Source organism: Cupriavidus sp. 21MJTG02-4 (genome assembly GCF_057798975.1).
On sequence record NZ_JBYOJP010000032.1, the window covers coordinates 17,358 to 35,155 of the forward strand.

The 17,798-nt window shown below is 66.3% G+C and carries 16 protein-coding genes and 1 pseudogene; all 17 read right to left on the reverse strand.

The genetic code is table 11. The features are described from left to right. Window positions 1-48: 48 nt before the first annotated feature. Entirely contained in the window at window positions 49-855 is an 807-nt protein-coding gene (locus tag AC3FKH_RS33395; protein WP_488679900.1) for a MinD/ParA family ATP-binding protein, read from the reverse strand. Continuing rightward, window positions 852-3,287, reverse strand: a complete 2,436-nt coding sequence (gene flhF / locus AC3FKH_RS33400) for a flagellar biosynthesis GTPase FlhF (protein WP_488679902.1) — start codon at window positions 3,285-3,287, stop codon at window positions 852-854. The genes AC3FKH_RS33395 and flhF overlap by 4 nt, the downstream gene beginning before the upstream one ends. Window positions 3,288-3,297: 10 nt before the next feature. Beyond that, window positions 3,298-5,379 carry a flagellar biosynthesis protein FlhA gene (gene flhA / locus AC3FKH_RS33405; RefSeq protein ID WP_488679903.1) on the reverse strand — a complete coding sequence of 694 codons (2,082 nt, stop codon included), beginning with the start codon at window positions 5,377-5,379 and terminating at the stop codon, window positions 3,298-3,300. Then, complete coding sequence (gene flhB / locus AC3FKH_RS33410) at window positions 5,376-6,518, reverse strand: flagellar biosynthesis protein FlhB (RefSeq protein ID WP_488679904.1); 1,143 nt, start codon at window positions 6,516-6,518, stop codon at window positions 5,376-5,378. Before flhB ends, flhA begins: the two co-directional genes overlap by 4 nt. Before the next feature lie 291 nt (window positions 6,519-6,809). Beyond that, the gene (gene cheZ, locus AC3FKH_RS33415) at window positions 6,810-7,442 is read right to left on the reverse strand and encodes a protein phosphatase CheZ (protein WP_488679905.1); all 633 of its coding nucleotides are present in this window, start codon (window positions 7,440-7,442) and stop codon (window positions 6,810-6,812) included. Between the two features lie 17 nt (window positions 7,443-7,459). After that, window positions 7,460-7,846 carry a chemotaxis response regulator CheY gene (gene cheY, locus AC3FKH_RS33420; protein ID WP_483733167.1) on the reverse strand — a complete coding sequence of 129 codons (387 nt, stop codon included), beginning with the start codon at window positions 7,844-7,846 and terminating at the stop codon, window positions 7,460-7,462. An 84-nt stretch (window positions 7,847-7,930) separates the two neighbouring features. Next, complete coding sequence (locus AC3FKH_RS33425; RefSeq protein WP_488679906.1) at window positions 7,931-9,004, reverse strand: protein-glutamate methylesterase/protein-glutamine glutaminase; 1,074 nt, start codon at window positions 9,002-9,004, stop codon at window positions 7,931-7,933. Between the two features lie 21 nt (window positions 9,005-9,025). After that, window positions 9,026-9,679: a chemoreceptor glutamine deamidase CheD gene (gene cheD, locus AC3FKH_RS33430; RefSeq protein WP_483712535.1), complete on the reverse strand. Its 654-nt coding sequence runs from the start codon at window positions 9,677-9,679 to the stop codon at window positions 9,026-9,028. Continuing rightward, on the reverse strand, window positions 9,679-10,590 hold the full coding sequence (locus AC3FKH_RS33435; RefSeq protein WP_488679907.1) for a CheR family methyltransferase: 912 nt from the start codon (window positions 10,588-10,590) through the stop codon (window positions 9,679-9,681). The genes cheD and AC3FKH_RS33435 overlap by 1 nt, the downstream gene beginning before the upstream one ends. A 62-nt stretch (window positions 10,591-10,652) precedes the next feature. Next, window positions 10,653-11,147, reverse strand: a complete 495-nt coding sequence (locus tag AC3FKH_RS33440; protein WP_488679909.1) for a chemotaxis protein CheW — start codon at window positions 11,145-11,147, stop codon at window positions 10,653-10,655. A 28-nt stretch (window positions 11,148-11,175) separates the two neighbouring features. Next, window positions 11,176-13,209, reverse strand: a complete 2,034-nt coding sequence (gene cheA / locus AC3FKH_RS33445) for a chemotaxis protein CheA (RefSeq protein WP_488679910.1) — start codon at window positions 13,207-13,209, stop codon at window positions 11,176-11,178. Window positions 13,210-13,270: 61 nt separating this feature from the next. Beyond that, window positions 13,271-14,230, reverse strand: a complete 960-nt coding sequence (gene motB, locus AC3FKH_RS33450) for a flagellar motor protein MotB (RefSeq protein ID WP_488679911.1) — start codon at window positions 14,228-14,230, stop codon at window positions 13,271-13,273. Between the two features lie 18 nt (window positions 14,231-14,248). Further along, on the reverse strand, window positions 14,249-15,112 hold the full coding sequence (motA, locus tag AC3FKH_RS33455; protein ID WP_488679913.1) for a flagellar motor stator protein MotA: 864 nt from the start codon (window positions 15,110-15,112) through the stop codon (window positions 14,249-14,251). A gap of 121 nt (window positions 15,113-15,233) precedes the next feature. Then, window positions 15,234-15,842, reverse strand: coding sequence for a flagellar transcriptional regulator FlhC (gene flhC, locus AC3FKH_RS33460; protein WP_483712546.1), 609 nt, complete (start codon window positions 15,840-15,842; stop codon window positions 15,234-15,236). Next, window positions 15,839-16,156: a flagellar transcriptional regulator FlhD gene (gene flhD / locus AC3FKH_RS33465; protein WP_211950543.1), complete on the reverse strand. Its 318-nt coding sequence runs from the start codon at window positions 16,154-16,156 to the stop codon at window positions 15,839-15,841. The genes flhC and flhD overlap by 4 nt, the downstream gene beginning before the upstream one ends. A gap of 371 nt (window positions 16,157-16,527) precedes the next feature. Beyond that, window positions 16,528-17,295 (reverse strand): DUF4088 family protein, encoded by a 768-nt coding sequence (locus AC3FKH_RS33470; RefSeq protein ID WP_488679915.1) that lies wholly within the window; start codon window positions 17,293-17,295, stop codon window positions 16,528-16,530. A gap of 57 nt (window positions 17,296-17,352) precedes the next feature. Beyond that, window positions 17,353-17,798: pseudogene (locus AC3FKH_RS33475) on the reverse strand (methyl-accepting chemotaxis protein); the annotation flags it as partial.

A 17,798-nucleotide genomic window follows, 5' to 3' on the forward strand; every position in this document is an offset into this window, starting at 1 on the left:
CCGGCGGGTCAGGGTCGGGGTCGTTTTCCGTTGCGAAGGGTCATGCGCTCAGGCTGCCACGGCGGATGGCGCGGCCGTGACCGGCTCTGCGCGCAACGGCCATGCGCCGATGCCACTGGCGGCCCGGCGCAATGCAATCGTGGCTGGCGCAGCCGGGTAGGCTTCCACCACGCAGCGCCCCAGCTGCACGCTGCGCTTCACCAGCGGATCGGCCGGCAGCCAGCCAGCGCTGCTGATCTCGACGCCAAGGTACTGCCGCGCGGTGCGCGCCAGGTTTCCGGCAATGGCCTGCACCGCGGCCTCGGTGGCCGCCATGTTGACCACCAGGTGGAAATGCCGGCAGGCGTACAGATGATGCAGGCGCTTGATGCTGGCATAGGCCGCGGTGATCGAAGCCATCTCCGGGCGCATCACCACCAGCACGTTGTGCGCGGCGCCCGCCAGCGCGGACAGCGCACCGTCCGCGTCCGTCACGGCATCGATCAGCACGCTGCGAAGGCCGGATAGCGAATCGGGCCATTGCGCGACGTTCGACTGGGGCGTACCAGCCGGCAATACCGCGACAGCGCCCGCCGGACGCGCGCCGAGCGCAGCCTCCAGCGTCAGGCGCCCTGCGCGGAGGTCGGCAAACGAGCCGGCAGGTTCCGCGCCGGTCAGTCTTACGGCATGGCCGGCCGGGTCCTCATCGACGAGCAGCACGCGTTCGCCTTGCATCGACAAGGCGTGCGCCAGGCCAGAGGCAATGGTGGTCGCCCCCGCCCCCTGTTCGCTGGCCACCACGGCGATGCGGCGCGTGACGCGCGGCGCCAGCATGCGTCGCAGGCTTTCGGCCTGGTCCACCGCCAGCGTGCTCACGACGTGACTCCCGGAGCCATGAGTTCGGGCAGTCCGGACAACGAACCGGCCGGCGCCGCCACAGCGGGCTGCGCGGCACCGATGGCAGCGGCGCTGTCGTCGCTTTCGAGGAGATCAACGGGATCAGGCGTGCCAGCCGACTGGCGTCCCGGATAGCTTTCCAGCACGTCCAGCAAGGCCAGCAGGCGGCCCATACCTTCATTCAGCACCGGACCGGCCACCGCGGCACTGCCCGGCTGGCGCGTCCCGCTGCGGCCCGCCAGGCGAGCCAGGAAGGCCGGCGCCGTCGCCGTCGGCGAATGTTCCAGGCGCAGCGCGGTCACGCCCAGCTGGAGCGCGGCCAGGCCGCCACCGGCGGCGCTGGCGCCTTCGCCGTCTTGCGCGAAATGGTCCAGCGCATGGCGCAGCGTGCGGAACTGAACTTCGGCGTTGTCCGCCCACAGCGACCAGCGCGCGGCATGCGCGGCGTGGCCCGACAGTTGCGGATCGCACAGCAGATAGCGTGTATCGAGCAGTTCGCCCGAGGCGTAGTCGACCGTCCTGGCGATCACGAGATGGGCGTCGATGCCGCCTTCCGGCGCGCCGCGGCCGCGAACGGGCCCCTCCGGCACGCGTACCTCGGTCGTTGCCAGCCACTGTACGGCCTCGCGGCCGCGCACAGTGACTTCGCCCACGGCGTGGAACGTCAGCGTTTCGGCCAGAGCGTCCAGCTTCCACGCGGTGCCACCGCTGATCACGCGCGCGGTCTTGCGCGCGGCGGCCACCCAGCGTTCGCCGGATTGCTGCCAGCGCGTCAGCGTGGCAGCCGCCGGCAGCGCATCGACCAGATGGACGACAGGCCGGGCCGCGCCGAGCGTGGCGCGCAGCGTGGCGGCTTCGGCGTCGGCCTCGCCCATGGCCTGGCCAGCACGGCCAGCCGGGGTGACCGTGGCGGCCAGCGGCATGCCGGTGCGATCGCCAAGCCAAAGCGTATGCAGCATCGACTGCGGCGCGCGGCGGCCGGGTACGGGCACCTGCAGCGTGGCCGCCAGCGACAGCACGAACTGATCGCATTCGCGGCTCACGTCGCGGCAGACGGCCTCGCGCACCAGCTGCGCCATCGGCCGCAGCGTGGGCGCGTCGGCAGCGCGCTGCTGCCAGAGCTGGCGTGCCAGTTCAAAGCCATGCTGCGCGGCATTGAGTTCGCTCACGCACTGGCCCAGCGCGTCCGCGCTGTCGGTCAGCGAACGCAGCACGTCATCGGCACCGCCCTGGCGGGCCGGTGTGTCGTCCAGGCTGCCGGCCTGCCTGCGCGCGGCGTCGGCATCGGCAAACACCGAACCGCGGCGCGGCGTGAGGAAGGCGCGCTCGACCATCGTGGCGCCATTGGCGAGTTCGAGGTGTTCCGGCACGCGTTGCCCGGTCGACACGTAGAACACCGGCAGGCGGTGACGGATCACCACGTCCAGCACGGAACCGAGGTGCGTGGCTTCATCCACCTTGCTGATGATGCAGCCGTCGACGCCGCCGCCTTCCGGCACGGCGTCATGGCGGTAGGCATGCACCACTTCATTGAGGGTGTCGCCATGGCTGGCGCCATTGAGCAGCAGCACGCGCTGTACCGGCGCCTGCACGCCCGCGAGCATGGCGATCTGCTCGGACAGGTTGCGGTCGCGCTGGCTCATGCCAACGGTATCGATGATCACCAGGTGCTTGTCTTTCATCGCCGCCAGCGCGAAGCGCAGGTCGGCGGCATCTTTCACCGCATGCACGGGCACGCCCAGGATGTCGCCGTAGATGCGCAGCTGCTCGTGCGCGCCGATACGGAAACTGTCGGTGGTCAGCAGCGCCAGGCGTTCGGGGCCGTGGCGCAGCACGTAGCGCGCCGCGAGCTTGGCGGTGGTGGTGGTCTTGCCCACGCCGGTAGGCCCGATCAGTGCCAGCACGCCGCCCTGGTCGAACAAGGCCTCTTCGTTGCCGAGCACCGGCACCTTGCTGGCCAGCTCGGCGCGAATCCACGTCATGGCGGCCGGACGGTCGCAGCCTACCGGCAGCCGTGCCAGCAGCGTGCGCGCGAGCTGTGCCGAGAAGCCGGCCCCGACCATCCAGCCAAACAGCGACTCGCGCAGCGGATCGCCCGCGGCCACCGCGCCGGCGGCAGCTGCCGGAGCCAGCCCCGCCAGCTGGCGTTCGAGCAGCGCACGCATGGACTGCAGCTCGCCGCGCAGGTCGCCGATGGCGGCCGGCTCGGGCGCTGCCACGACGGGCTCTGGCGCAACGTAGACTTGCGCACCGGCCGATGTGGCGCTGAGATCGGCATCGCGCATGGCGACGATCTCGACGCCGCCGTCGATGGTGCGGTTGGACAGCACCACGGCGTCGGGCCCCATGGCTTCGCGCACCTTGCGCATGGCTTCACGGCCGTTGGCCGCGACGAATTTCGCTACGCTCATCTTGCGTTCCTCACGCACCGATCATTGCGGTAATACGGATATTGCGGTTGTCCGGCACTTCGGCATGGGACAACACCCTCAGCTGCGGCATGGTGCGCCGCAGGAAGCGCGCCATCAGCGGGCGCAACTGCGACGGCACCAGCAGCACCGGGTCCAGGCCCATCTGCTCTTGCCGGACGACGGCACCCTGGGTCTGCTGCAGCAGCGCATCGGCGAGTCCCGGCTCGATGCCGCCGCCATTGGTGAGCGCCTGCGACAGCACGCGTTCCAGGCCGGCATCGAGGCCGATCACCTGCAGGTCCGCGCCATTGGGGAACAGCTGCTGCGTGATGGCCCGGCCCAGCGACTGGCGCACCAGCGAAGTGAGTTCGTTCGGGTCGCTGATCTTCGGGGCGTGCTCGGCGATCACGTCGAGAATGGTCCGCATGTCGCGGATGGGAACGCCTTCGTCGAGCAGGTTCTGCAGGATCTTCTGCAGCGCCGTGAGCGAGATCGCCTTGGGCACCAGGTCCTCGGTGAGCTTCGGCGCTTCCTTGGCGATGCGATCGAGCAGCAACTGCACTTCCTGGCGGCCCAGCAGCTCGGCGGCATGCATGTGGATCAGGTGGTTCAGGTGCGTGGCAACCACGGTGCTGGCGTCCACCACGGTGTAGCCGTAGGCCTGCGCCTGCTCCTTCATGCCGGCGTCGATCCAGACAGAGGGCAGGCCAAAGGCAGGATCTTTCGTCGCCGCGCCTGGCAGCACGCCGCTGACCTGCCCCGGGTTGATCGCCATCCACTGCCCCGGCATGGCTTCGCCACGTCCGATCTCGACGCCCTTGAGCGTAATGCGGTAGGCGTTGGGCTTCAGTTCCAGGTTGTCCCGGATATGCACGACCGGCACCAGGAAACCGATCTCCTGCGCCACCTTCTTGCGGATGCTCTTGATGCGGCCGAGCAGTTCGCCATCCTGTGCGCGGTCCACCAGCGTGATCAGGCGATAGCCGACTTCCATGCCAAGCGGGTCGACCAGCGTGACGTCGTCCCAGCTCGCTTCGGTCGATTCCTGTGCCGCGGCGGGCGCGCGCGCTTCGTGCTGCCTGGCCTGTTCCGTGGTGACCGCCCGGCGCGCCAGGTGGCGTCCCAGCCAGGCCATGCCGCCGGCCAGCAGCAGGAAGGCGATATGCGGCATGCCCGGGATGATGCCCATCATGCCGATGATGCCGGCCGTCAGGTATAGCACGCGCGGGTTCGTAAAGAGCTGGCCGGTGAGCTGCTCGCCCACGTCCTGCTCGTTCGACACGCGCGACACGATCACGCCGGCGGCCGTCGAGATCACCAATGCCGGGATCTGCGCGACCAGGCCGTCGCCAATGGTCAGCAGCGTGTAGTTGTGCACGGCGGTGCCGAAGTCCAGGTCATGCTGGACCATGCCCACCACCATGCCGGCGGCGACGTTGATGAACATGATCAGCAGGCCGGCCACGGCATCGCCGCGCACGAACTTGCTGGCACCGTCCATGGCGCCGTAGAAGTCCGACTCCTGCGCGACTTCGGCGCGGCGCTTCTTGGCCTGCTCTTCGTTGATCAGGCCGGCATTCAGGTCGGCGTCGATCGACATCTGCTTGCCGGGCATGGAATCCAGCATGAAGCGCGCGCCCACCTCGGCAATCCGCCCCGCGCCCTTGGTGATGACCATGAAGTTGATCACCACCAGGATCGCGAACACCACGATGCCGACCGCGAAGTTGCCACCGACCAGGAAGTGGCCGAACGCCTCGATGACCTTGCCGGCGGCGTCCGGGCCGGTATGGCCCTCCAGCAGCACGACGCGCGTCGACGCCACGTTGAGCGACAGGCGCAGCAGCGTCGTGAACAGCAGCACCGCCGGAAACGCCGCGAAATCGAGCGGCTTCTGCGTGTACATGCTGACCATCAGCACCATGATCGCCAGCGCGATATTGAACGTGAACAACAGGTCCAGCACGAACGCCGGCAACGGCAGGATCATCATCCCGAGGATCATGACGATCAGCAGCGGCCCGGTCATCGCCTTCAGCTGGCCGGCATTGCGCAGGCCAGGCAGGTTCAGCAGGGAGTTCAAAGCGTTCATGCGCGGCTTTCCGGAACGGCAAGTTCATCCGGCACCCTCAGGTCGACAGGCGCGGACGGCTGCGGACCCTGCGAGTAGTGCCAGTGTTTCAGTTGATAGACCCAGGCCAGGACTTCGGCGACGGCGGCATAGAGGCCGGCCGGGATTTCCCGGTTCAGTTCCACGTGGCGGTGCAGCGCGCGCGCCAGCGGCGGCGCGGACATCAGCGGAATACGGTGCTCGGCCGCCAGGGCGCGGATGCGCGCGGCGACCTCGTCGGTACCCTTGGCCACCACGCGCGGCGCGCCCATGCGGCCTTCCTCGTAGCGCAGCGCCACGGCAAAGTGCGTGGGGTTGGTCACCACCACGTCGGCCTTGGGCACTTCCGCCATCATCCGGCGCCGTGCCATGGCACGCTGCTGCTGGCGGATGCGGCCCTTGATATGCGGGTCGCCTTCGCTTTCCTTGAATTCCTGCTTGACCTCTTCCTTGGTCATGCGCAGCTTCTTGAAGTGCTCGTAGAACTGCCAGGGTACGTCGATGGCCGCCACGACCAGCAGCGACAACACCACCGCCAGGCAGCAGTGCAGGACCATGTCCAGCATGTGCAGCAAGGCCTCCTGGACCGGCGCGTTCATCAGCGCGATGGCGTCGGGCAGACGGTGCCAGACGACCCAGGCGCCGACACTGCCCACCAGCAAGGACTTCGCGATGGCCTTGAACAGTTCCGCCAGCGAATGCGCGGAGAACATCCGGCCCAGTCCCGAGAGCGGCGACATGCGGCCGAAGTTCGGCGCCAGGACCTTGGTGGAGAAGGTCCAGCCTCCGGTCAGCAACGGCGCGGCCAGGGCCGCCACGCCGAACAGCAGCAGCAACGGCAGGAAGGCAAGCAGGCTTTCCCAGACCACGCTGGCGAAGGCCGTCAGCATGCGCGAGGGATCGAACGCCGTGGCGGGCTCGAAACGCAGCGACTGCCGCATGACGGTATCCAGCGCGCGGCCCAGCACGCCACCGAACGTCCACAGGCCGGCCACGCCGGTGGTCAGCATGATCAACGTGGCGAGCTCGCGCGAGCGAACGACCTGCCCCTCCTCGCGCGCCTTTTCCAGGCGCCGCGGTGAGGCGGGTTCGGTCTTCTCGAGATCGCTTTCTTCGGACATCCACGCTCCGTGACAGGACGGTCAGGGCGGCACGCAATAGCCGCCATGGGTCAGCGAGGATTATCGAAGCGTGCCCGAGCGGGCATTCAGAGGAAAAGGCGGGAGATTTCGGTGCTGTTTAGGAAATGAGCACCGGCGGGAAGTTAACGGCAGCCGGGCAGGTCGACTTTAGCCGGGAAGAAGGCCGCGGCGGTGGCGCTGCGGGGAAAAACGTCAGGTCACGACGGACCTTGCCCGACCAGTTGGGTGCTCCCTCTCCCGCTTGGGGAGAGGGGAGCAACCGCGCACGCCTCAGAACCCCAGGCTGGCCAGCAGGTCGTCCACCTGGGACTGGTCGGACACCACATCCGCCTTGCCCTCGGGATTGACTTGCGGACCGTTGAGCAGCGTGGCGGCCTGGACCTCCGTGCGGCGCTCCGTCGGCACGTTCTCGATCAGCACCTGGAGCAACTCGTGCTCGAGCGTGCGGATCATGTCCATCATCTTCTTGATGACCTGGCCGGTCAGGTCCTGGAAGTCCTGCGCCATCATGATGTCCAGCAGATGGCTGCCGGTGGCACGGGCCTGCTTCGGCACCTCGGTCAGGAAGGCGCGCGTGTCAAGCACCAGCGTGCGGGCATCGCCCAGCTCGACCGGCGTTTCGAACCAGGCGTTCCAGCGCTTGTCCAGGCCTTCGGCCTGCTGCTCGATGGCGGACTGGATCGGCTGGGCCAGCTCCACGGCATTGAGCGTGCGCTCGGCCGCCTGCTCGGTCATGACCGCAATGTAGTTCAGGCGGTCGCGTGCATCGGGAATGGCCTGTGCGGCGCGCTCGATTTCCTTGTCAAGGCCGAGCTCGCGCATGTTGTCGCGCAGCATCCGCGTCAGGTTGCCGATGCGCACGATCAGTTGTTCGGCGGAATCGTTCGGAATAGTCGGGGTCATGGGACGCTCCGTCGGCTTCAGCCGCCCAGCTTCTCGAAGATCTTGGTGATCTTCTCGTCCAGCGTCGCGGCGGTGAACGGCTTGACCACGTAGCCGTTGGCGCCGGCCTGGGCCGCGGCAATGATGTTCTCCTTCTTGGCTTCGGCCGTCACCATCAGCACCGGCGTCTTGCCGATGGCGGCGTCGGCGCGGATCGCCTGCAGCATGCTCAGGCCGTCCATGTTGGGCATGTTCCAGTCCGAGATCACGAACTGGAAGCTGCCGTCCCTGGCCTTCTCCAGCCCGGCGGCGCCGTCTTCGGCTTCCTCGACGTTATTGAAGCCCAGCTCCTTGAGCAGGTTGCGAATGATCCGACGCATGGTCGGGAAGTCGTCGACCACGAGGATCCTGATGCTCTTGTCCACTTTTAAGGCTCCGGTAGATGCAGTTGTGGAATGTCGTTCGCTTGTCGGGTCCGGACCAGTCGGAAACAGTCCGGCTCCGTTATCTCAGACCCGTTGCGCACGGGTCCCGTAAGTGGCCAGCCGCGCCATCACGCGCTGGGTCATCGCGTGCAAAGGCACGACTTCATGCACGCCGCCGGCGGCGATCGCCTCCTTCGGCATGCCAAACACGATGCAGGTGCTTTCGTCCTGCGACAGGTTGTAGGCACCCGCTTCGCGCATCCGCAGCATGCCCTTGGCGCCATCCTTGCCCATGCCGGTCAGGATCACCCCGATCACGTTCTTGCCGCCGTGTTCGGCGGCCGAGTCGAACAGCACATCGACGGACGGGCGATGGCGGTTGACCGGCGCTTCCTGCGACAGGTGGGCCACGTAGTTGGCCCCGCTGCGTGCCAGGCGCAGGTGCGAATCGCCGGGCGCGATGTAGGCGTAGCCGGGCAGCACGCGTTCGCCGTGCACGGCTTCCTTGACCGTGATGCGGCACAGGCCGTCCAGGCGCTGCGCGAACGAACGCGTAAAGCCGGCCGGCATATGCTGCACGATCAGCACGGCAGGGCTGTCCGGGGGCAACGGCATCAGGAAGTCCTTGATCGCCTCCGTGCCGCCGGTCGACGCACCCAGGATGATCAGCTTCTCGGTCGACAGCAGCGGGCTGCGCAGGATTGGCGCGGCGGCGGCCGTGCCGGTCTCCGGCACATGGGCCTGGCGCACGCGTGCGCGCGACGCGGCGCGGATCTTGTCCGCGATGGTGTCGGTGTAATCCATCAGGCCGTCGCGGATGCCCAGCTTCGGCTTGGTGACGAAGTCCACCGCGCCCAGCTCCAGCGCGCGCATGGTGATCTCGGAACCGCGCTCGGTCAGGGACGACACCATCAGCACCGGCATCGGGCGCAGCCGCATCAGCCGCTCCAGGAAATCCAGGCCGTCCATGCGCGGCATTTCGACGTCGAGCGTGAGCACGTCGGGGTTCAGGCGCTTGATCATGTCACGCGCCACGAGCGGGTCCGGCGCAGTCCCGACCACTTCCATGTCGGGCTGGCTGTTGATGATTTCCGTCATCAGGCTGCGGATCAGCGCGGAGTCATCCACGCACAGCACCTTGATCTTGGCAGCAGTCATAGTCGTTCTGCGTTTGTTCGTTCAGGAGGGCACGCGCGTCGCCGGCGCGCGCCCAAAGAGCTCTCCGCCGCGCGCCGGCGCCGTGCCGGACGTGGCGATGGCGCGCGCCAGCGCGCGCTCGTCGCGTTCGACCGAGACCTGGTCGTCCTGGCGCGTCAGGCGGCGCACCAGTGCCAGGCCGGTGACCGGGAAATAGCTCACGCGCCTTGCATGCGGGCCGCGCAGGTCCTGCGCGGCCACGCGAATTTCTTCGGTCTTCAGGTAGCGCAACACGAAATCCGCGTTGCGGTCGCCAATGTTCAGCGTGGTCATGTTGGCAAGCACCGCGCCGCCGCCGAAGACCTTGGCCTCCAGGCGCTCGCGCCGCGCACCCATCTTGAGCAGCTCGTTGATCAGCACTTCCAGCGCGTAGCAGCCATAGCGCATCGACGCGGACAGCATGCGGTCCGCGGTACCGCCTTCGTCATCGGGCAGCATGAAATGGTTCATGCCGCCCACGCCGGCCTTTTCGTCGCGAATGCACGCGGCGACGCAGGAGCCGAGCACGGTCGTCAGCACCACATCCTCGCCGGTCACGTAGTACTCGTTCGGCAGCAGCTTGATCGCCTGGCGATCGAACTCGCGGTCGAAGTACTTGCGCGTGGCAATGGCTTCGGGAAGGTGGGGCGTACGCATCAGGGCCTTCCTGCGCGGGCGGCGTCCGTCGCCAGTTCGTACACGGTCTGGCCGCGCAGCTGGAACGCGCGCGTGACGTAGGAGAAGTTCTCCGAATGGCCGGCGAACAGCAGGCCGCCCGGCTTGAGCAACGGCGCGAAGCGCTCCAGGATGCGGCCCTGCGTCGGCTTGTCGAAGTAGATCATCACGTTGCGGCAGAAGATCACATCGAAGCGTTCGCGGATGCCCCAGTCGGGCGCAAGCAGGTTGAGCGGGTCGAACGTGATGGCGGATGCCACGTCCGGCTTGACCTTGACCGAGCCCGCGCGCTGGCCGGTGCCTTTCAGGAAGAAGCGCTTGAGCCGCTCTGGCGAGAGGCGCGCGACCTGCTCTTCCGAATACACGCCGGCGCGCGCCTTGGCCAGTACCTGCGTGTCGATATCGGTGGCCAGCACCGTCGCCGCGCGATCGCCGAGCGCCTCGGCCAGCGTCATGGCGATCGAGTACGGCTCTTCGCCCGTCGACGCCGCGCAGCACCAGACGCTGTACGGCCTGCCGGTCTTCTTGGCATGCTCGGCCAGCAAGGGGAAGTGATGCGCCTCGCGGAAGAACGATGTCAGGTTGGTGGTGAGCGAGTTGGTGAAGTACTCCCACTCCGGCGATGCGTCGTCGGCATCCAGGATGGCCAGGTAGCTGGCGAAGTCTGCGAGCTGCAGCGCCCGCAGGCGCCGCGCGAGGCGCGAGTACACCATTTCGCGCTTGTGGCTGCCCAGCGAAATGCCCGCGCGCCGATGAATCAGTGCGCGGATCTTCTCGAAGTCGCGCTCTGTCAGCAGGAAATCGCGCGACTCGTCGCGCCGCGGGGCGGCTGCCGCCGCGTTGGCGGCGATCGCGCCCGGGGCAAGGCTGGCGGCGGTACGGTTGGGCATCATGGGTTCGCGTGGCAATGCTTGGTAACGCTGGGGGCTGCGGATTGTTGCGCCAAAGGCGCCGCTTACGCAGCCTCGGCTTCGATCAGTTCCATATCCGGGCTGGTGATCAGGCGCTCGATGTCGATCAGCACCAGCATGCGGCCCTCCACCGTGGCCAGGCCCGTCAGGTGCTCTGTGGACACCGACACGCCGAACTCCGGCGCCGGCTTGATGGCGTCGCCGGTCAGCGTCAGCACGTCGGACACGCCGTCCACCACGATGCCCACCACGCGGCCCGCCACGTTCAGGATGATCACCACGGTCTGGTGGTCATAGCGCACGTTGCCCAGGCGGAACTTCATCCGCAGGTCGACGATGGGCACGATCACGCCGCGCAGGTTGGTCACGCCCTTCATGAAGTCCGGCGCGCTCGAAATGCGCGTCACGGTTTCATAGCTGCGGATCTCCTGCACCTTGAGGATGTCGATGCCGTACTCTTCCGTCCCCAGCGTGAACACCAGGAACTCCTGGCCCGAAGCCTCGCTTCCGGGGGTATCGATCTGTCCGATGCCGGCCATGATGTCTAGTTCTCCTTAGATTGGACGATTACTGCGCCAGCGCGGGTTCCTGCCGGCGCACGCCGGTGCGCTGCAGCGCACCGACATCGACGATCAGCGCCACGCTGCCGTCGCCAAGGATGGTGGCGGCGGAAATGCACGGCACCTTGCGGTAGTTCGTTTCCAGGTTTTTCAGCACGACCTGGTGCTGGCCGATGAGCTGGTCCACGAGCAAGGCGAAGCGCTTGCCTTCGGCCTGCAGGATCACGGCGATCCCCTGCGTCGGCTCTTGCAGCGCGTCGGCCACGTTGAAGACGCGGTGCATCTCCAACAGCGGCAGGTACTCGCCACGCACATGCATGACGCGGTCCGAATTGGCCGCGGTATGGATGTCCTCGGACTTCGGCTGCAGCGATTCCATCACGCAATTCAGCGGCAGGATGAAGGTCTCCTCGCCGACCCTGACCGACATGCCGTCAAGGATCGCGAGCGTCAGCGGCAGCACGATGCGGATGGTGGTACCCAGGCCCGGACGGCAGCTGATTTCCACGTGGCCGCCCATCTCCTGGATGTTGCGCTTGACCACATCCATGCCCACGCCGCGGCCCGATACGTCGGTCACCACTTCGGCCGTCGAGAATCCCGGCGCGAAGATCAGTTGCCAGACTTCCTCGTCGCTGATGTTCTCGGACACGGGCAGGCCGTTCTGGATCGCCTTGGCCAGGATGCGTTCGCGGTTCAGGCCACCGCCGTCGTCGCTGACCTCGATCACGATGTTGCCGCCATGATGCTGCGCGGACAGGATCAGTTGCCCGGTGGGGTCCTTGCCCGCGGCCACGCGCTTGTCGGGCGTCTCGATGCCATGGTCCAGGCTGTTGCGCACCAGGTGGGTCAGCGGGTCGATGATGCGTTCGATCAGGCTTTTGTCCAGCTCGGTGGCCTTGCCGAACGTCACCAGGTCGATCTGCTTGCCGAGCTTGCCAGCCAGGTCGCGCACCAGGCGCGGGAAACGCGAGAACACATAGTCCATCGGCATCATGCGGATGGACATCACGGACTCCTGCAGGTCGCGCGCATTGCGCTCGAGCTGGCCCATGCCGGAGAACAGGCGGTCGAACAGCACCGGGTCGAGCGAGGACGCCGTCTGCGCCAGCATCGATTGGGTAATGACCAGTTCGCCCACCAGGTTGATGATCTGGTCGACCTTTTCGGTCGGCACGCGGATCGAACCGGATTCCTGGCTGTGCGCGGCAGCTGCCGCCGGCCTGGCCTTTTCCTTGGCCGCCGGTGCAGCCGGCGCGGCCGGTGCAGCGGCTGCCGGCGCCGGTGCCGAAACGGGTGTGGGTGCGGGTGCCGGTGCGGCGGCAGGCGCTGCGACGGACTCCGCGGCCGGGGCTGACGCGCCGGCTGCCTCGACCACGATCTGATCGGCATCGATCACGAAGCAACAGACCGCGATGATGTCGCCGGCGTCGCACTGGCTGTTCAGCCAGATCACCAGTTCGCCGTTTTCTTCCTGCTGGCCGGTGATCTCGCCAAGGTTGGCAAGCTCTTCACGCAGCAGCGCCTGGTCGGAGGCCGACAGCTTGATCAGCCGGACCTTCAGGCCACCAGCCGCTGCCGCGGTAGCAGCGGGGGCTGCAGCGGGCGCCGGCGCGGCTGCCGGCGCAGGTGCGGCCGCCCCGCTCGCCTCCTGGGCCAGCTGCTGCAGCACGGCGCAAATGCGCGCCAGCGTTTGCGGATCGGGTTCGGTGCCGTTTCGGTAGGCGTTGAGCTGATCTTGCAACACGTCCTTGGTTTCCAGAAAGGTATCGATGATGGTCCTGGACAACGCCAGTTCCTGGCGGCGCGTACGGTCCAGCAGGTTCTCGAAGATATGCGTGGTTTCGGTCAGTGCCGCGAACCCGAAGGTCGCCGCGCCGCCCTTGATGGAGTGCGCGGCACGGAAGATCGCGTTGAGGTCTTCCGGGTCGGGCGACTCGATGTCCAGGCCAAGCAGCAGCTGCTCCATTTCAACGAGCAGCTCTTCCGCTTCTTCAAAGAAGGTCTGGTAAAACTGTGTGATATCGATATCGACAGACATTGGCGTCCTGACTCACTAAGTTACTGCGCTAAGCGCTGCCGCCATGCACGGCGGCAACGCATCATTCCGTCTTTGCCCTGGGCGCCGCCGGGGTGGACGCGGCCAGCCCTTCCTGCATCGCGCCGGCCGCCTTGCCGGCCTGGGCCTGCACCGTGACCTCCGCCGCGCTGGCGTTCTCCGCCTCGAACCTGGCCTGAGCCTTGTGGTTCAGCACCACGATGCTGATGCGCCGGTTCACCGGGGCGAGCAGGTCGCCCTTGTCCAGCGGCATGGTGGCCGCCAGCCCCAGCACGCGCAGCACCTTGCCTTCCTGCATGCCACCGGCGATCAGCTCGCGCCGCGAGGCATTGGCGCGGTCGCTGGACAGTTCCCAGTTGCTGTACGTGCGCTCGCCGTTGGAATAATTGGCGGCGTCCGTGTGGCCGGACAGGCTGACCTTGTTGGGCAGCTCGTTGAGGACCGGGCCGATCTCGCGCAGGATCGCGCGCATATACGGCTCCACCTCCGCGCGGCCGGTCCGGAACATCGGGCGGTTCTGCGTATCGAGGATCTGGATGCGCAGCCCTTCACTGGTGATGTCGAGCAGCAGCTGCGGGCGGAATTGCCTGAGCATCGGATTGTTTTCGATGATCTCTTCGAGCCGGCTCTTGAGCGCTCGCAGGCGCTGCGCTTCCTGGTACTCGTTGCGGCGCTGTTCCGCGGACGGGTCATTGTCATGCGCACGCGCGACTTCGCCGTCCTTGCGCATCACGTCCAGGCCGCCACCGGGAATCACGCTGGGCGACTGGCTGCTTTTTTCGCCGCCGACAATGGCAACTTTCAGCGGCATGCGGAAATACTCGGCAACGCCTTCGAGGGTTTTCTTGTTGGCGCTGGACAGCAGCCACAGCACCAGGAAGAGCGCCATCATCGCCGTCATGAAGTCGGCGTAGGCAATTTTCCAGCTGTGGTTGCCATGTGGCTTGGCGTGCGACTTCGCCCTGCGGACGATGATCGGACGCATATCGTTTGCGCTGCTCATGACGGTGCCTCGGCAGGATCAGCTCAGGCTCTTGACTTCGCGGACGTGGTCGTCCAGCTCGAGGAACGACGGCCGCACCGTGGAGTACAGCACCTTGCGGCCAAATTCCACGGCTACCAGCGGTGCGTAGCCATTGAGCGAAGCCAGCAGGACGACTTTGATGCACTCGTAGACCTTGACGTTCTCCGACACCTGCAACTCGATGCGCGACGCCAGCGGCGAAACAAAGCCGTAGGCCAGCAGGATGCCGAGGAACGTACCGACCATGGCGTGGGCGATCAGCGCGCCGAGCTCGGCCGGCGGCAGGTCGGCCGAAGCCAGCGCGTGCACCACGCCCATCACCGCGGCCACGATGCCGAAGGCTGGCAATGCATCGCCGACGCGCGACAGCGCATGCGCGGGAATCTCGGCCTCGTGGCGGAAGGTTTCGATCTCGTGGTCCATCAGGGCCTCGATCTCGAACGCATTCATGTTGCCGTTGACCATCATGCGCAGGTAGTCCGTCAGGAACTCCATCACGACGGGGTCGGACAGGATGCGCGGATACTGGCTGAACACGCTGCTCGCAGCCGGGTCGGCAATTTCCTTCTCGAGGAACAGGATGCCTTCGCGGCGTGCCTTGGACAGCAGCACGTACAGCAGCGACATGACGTCCAGGTACAGTTCCTTCTTGTACTTGGAGCTCTTGAACAGGCCCGGCAGCGCCTTGAGGGTCGCCTTGAGGGCCTTGGTGGTATTGGTGGCGATGAAGGCACCGGCGGCAGCGCCACCGATGATCACAAGCTCCGCCGGTTGATATAGCGCGCCCATGTGGCCGCCGGTCATGGCATAACCGCCAAGCACCGCCGCTACCACGACGATATAGCCAAGAACTACTAGCACGATCGGATCCCCGTCAAAAAAGCGCGTCTATCACGCACGATTGCCCGTTGCACAGGGCGGACTGGGACATCCGGTCCGCCAGTGCTGCGTAGCTTGCCAGCCTGGCGGACCTCAACCAGGATCAGGCTTCGGTCTGCAAGGCGGCGGCGTTCTTCGAGGGCTGCTTCTTCACCTTCCCGGCACGCGATGGCGGACGGCACAGGCTGCACACGAAGTTCGCGTGCGGCTCATAGGCGTGCGTGACGAACTTTCCGCCGCAACACGTGCAACCGGAAAGCTGCAGCATATTGCTCTCGAAGAACCGTACTAACGTCCAGGCACGAGTGAAACTTAAGACAATTTCGCCGCCGAGCAGCGAAACATGCTCGAGATACAGACGGTATGCAGCCACCACCGCACGAATACCCACGGTCTCGCCTTCCTGCACCATGAACTGGTACGCGGAGAAGAACACCGACGAGTGGATATTTGGCAGCCAGGTGGTGAACCAGTCTGTCGAGAACGGGAGCATGCCCTTGGGCGGTGAAACGCCCCGCAGCTCCTTGTAGAGGCGGATCAGCCGGTCGCGCGAGAGCGTGGTCTCGGCCTCGAGCACCTGCAGGCGCGCACCCAGGCCGATCAGCTCGATGGCGAGCTGCGTCTGGTTGGCATCCTGGAGTACGCTCTTGCGGCTGGGAACCGACGCAGAGGCAATGCTGCGCGCGGAAGGCGCCTGCAGGAGCGCGGTCAATTGAGCGACTCCACAGGCTGGCGGGCAAGAAGGATCGCAGCGTGCATCTGCTGCATATCGTGGCTCTTGGCCGTATGGGTGAGGGTGGACAGAAGCGCGTGGTCGTCAAAGCGGAACCTGCACAGCACCATGTTCGATGCCGCGAGCTTCACGAGTTGCGCCGACGTCAGCTTGGCAAGGATGTCCGCAATTTCCTTGCTGACACCAAGCCTGAACATGGCTTCTACCTGGTTTTCTCGCACCAAGCGTTGTGCGAGCAGCAGATAGGCGAGGTTAACCTCCCTGATCTCCTGGAGAACTTCACTGCTTTCCAATTTTTCCCCGCTACCAAAAACCCGCCTTGCGCTTGTCCGGCGCTTACCGGCGGCCCAGTAGAGGGCTGTCGGCGACCAGATCGTTTACATGCGTATCAGACGGGTACTACGTACGACAATAGGAACTTCAGCCCGGCTTCCCTTATTCGCTCCGCACCAAATCGTTACAAGTGTTACAGAGTGTAAGTGAAACTTTTACGTTTATATCGGCATTCTGCCCGCTATGCCAATCCCTACTTACGCGGGGGGAACCGTAATGTCGTACGAAAGATACATGGCTGACCGAATTTTGTAACAAAAGCGGCCTGCAACATTTGATGTAACGCAATACTGCGACGTCTAAGTCATTGCATCTGCCGATTTGGCGGCGTTTACCGGGATTCCACTATTGACGAACTCGAATGTGACGAACTGAACAGTCGCCGCAACCATGCGGCCAGCCGGGCGAACACGTCGTCGGGCGCTTCCTGGAACAGGTGAGGGCGTGCCCGCGCGGCCTGTTCGAGTACGCGGTTGGCTTCTTCGACCTGGACCGATCCGTACTGCAGCGCCAGCGTCAGCGTGGCCCGCAACTCTCCGACTCGCGAACGCCCCAGGGTCTCGTTTTCCTCGGTCTGCAGCGCATACATCAGGTCATAGGCGCGCTGCCGCAGGCTTTCCGCCAGCACCCATGCCGGCGTGCGCATGCGCTCCTCCAGCACCCGGACATCCTCTGCCGAAGCAGCAACCTGTGAGGCAAGCGCTTCGGTGAACGCGGCATCGGCGCCGCACTCGGCCAGCACCTGGGCCGCCCATTCGCGCGCATGCTCGAAGCGCTGTTGCGGCGTCCAGTCCGACTGCACGGCCAGGCCGAAGCCGAATCGCCGCGCATCGCGCATCAGCGACGAGAGGGCATTGGGCAGCTGCTTGTCGAACACCTTGCGCGCCCAGCCATATTCGCCGCTGGCCAGCAGTCGCATGACCGCCCGTTCCGTCAGCGGACCGTCTTGCTGGAGCAGCCGGGCGCGCAGGAAGTCATTGAACTCAGGCGGCAGGAAGTCCTTGTCGAAGTTCGTCGACAGGGCGACGAAATCAACGAACTCGCGGCGCAGCCTGGCCACGTCATCTGGCGACAAGGCCAGGGTGATGTTGGTATTCATGGCATCGAAGGCAAAGGCGGCCGGCAACCCGTTGCAACGGTTGCCGGCCGCCGGGGCTCAGAACGCGCTCCAGTCCCCGTTGTCCGCAGTGGCGGGCACGGCCGCCCGCGGGGCCGCGCGGACGGTCGTGGCCGGCTGGGTCACCGGTTCATTGGCGGCATCGGCTGCCGCGGATACCGCCGGAGCAACGTCCTGCGCCGGCTTGCCGGCCCGCGCGGTCTTGCGCGCGGCTTGCGGCCTGGCCTTGCCGGACGGCCGCACGGCGGTCCGGACCGAAGCGGCCGGCTCGAAGCGGGCCGGCGCAGGCGTGCCGTCCGCTCCCAGGCGGAATGTGCCAACCGCCGTCTGCAGGCGCCCCGCCTGGTCCTGGAGCGAGCCTGCCGCGGCGGCGGCCTGTTCCACCAATGCCGCGTTCTGCTGCGTCACCTCGTCCATCTGCGCCACGGCCTGGTTCACCTGCTCGATGCCCGAACTCTGTTCGGCCGACGCCGCGCTGATCTCGC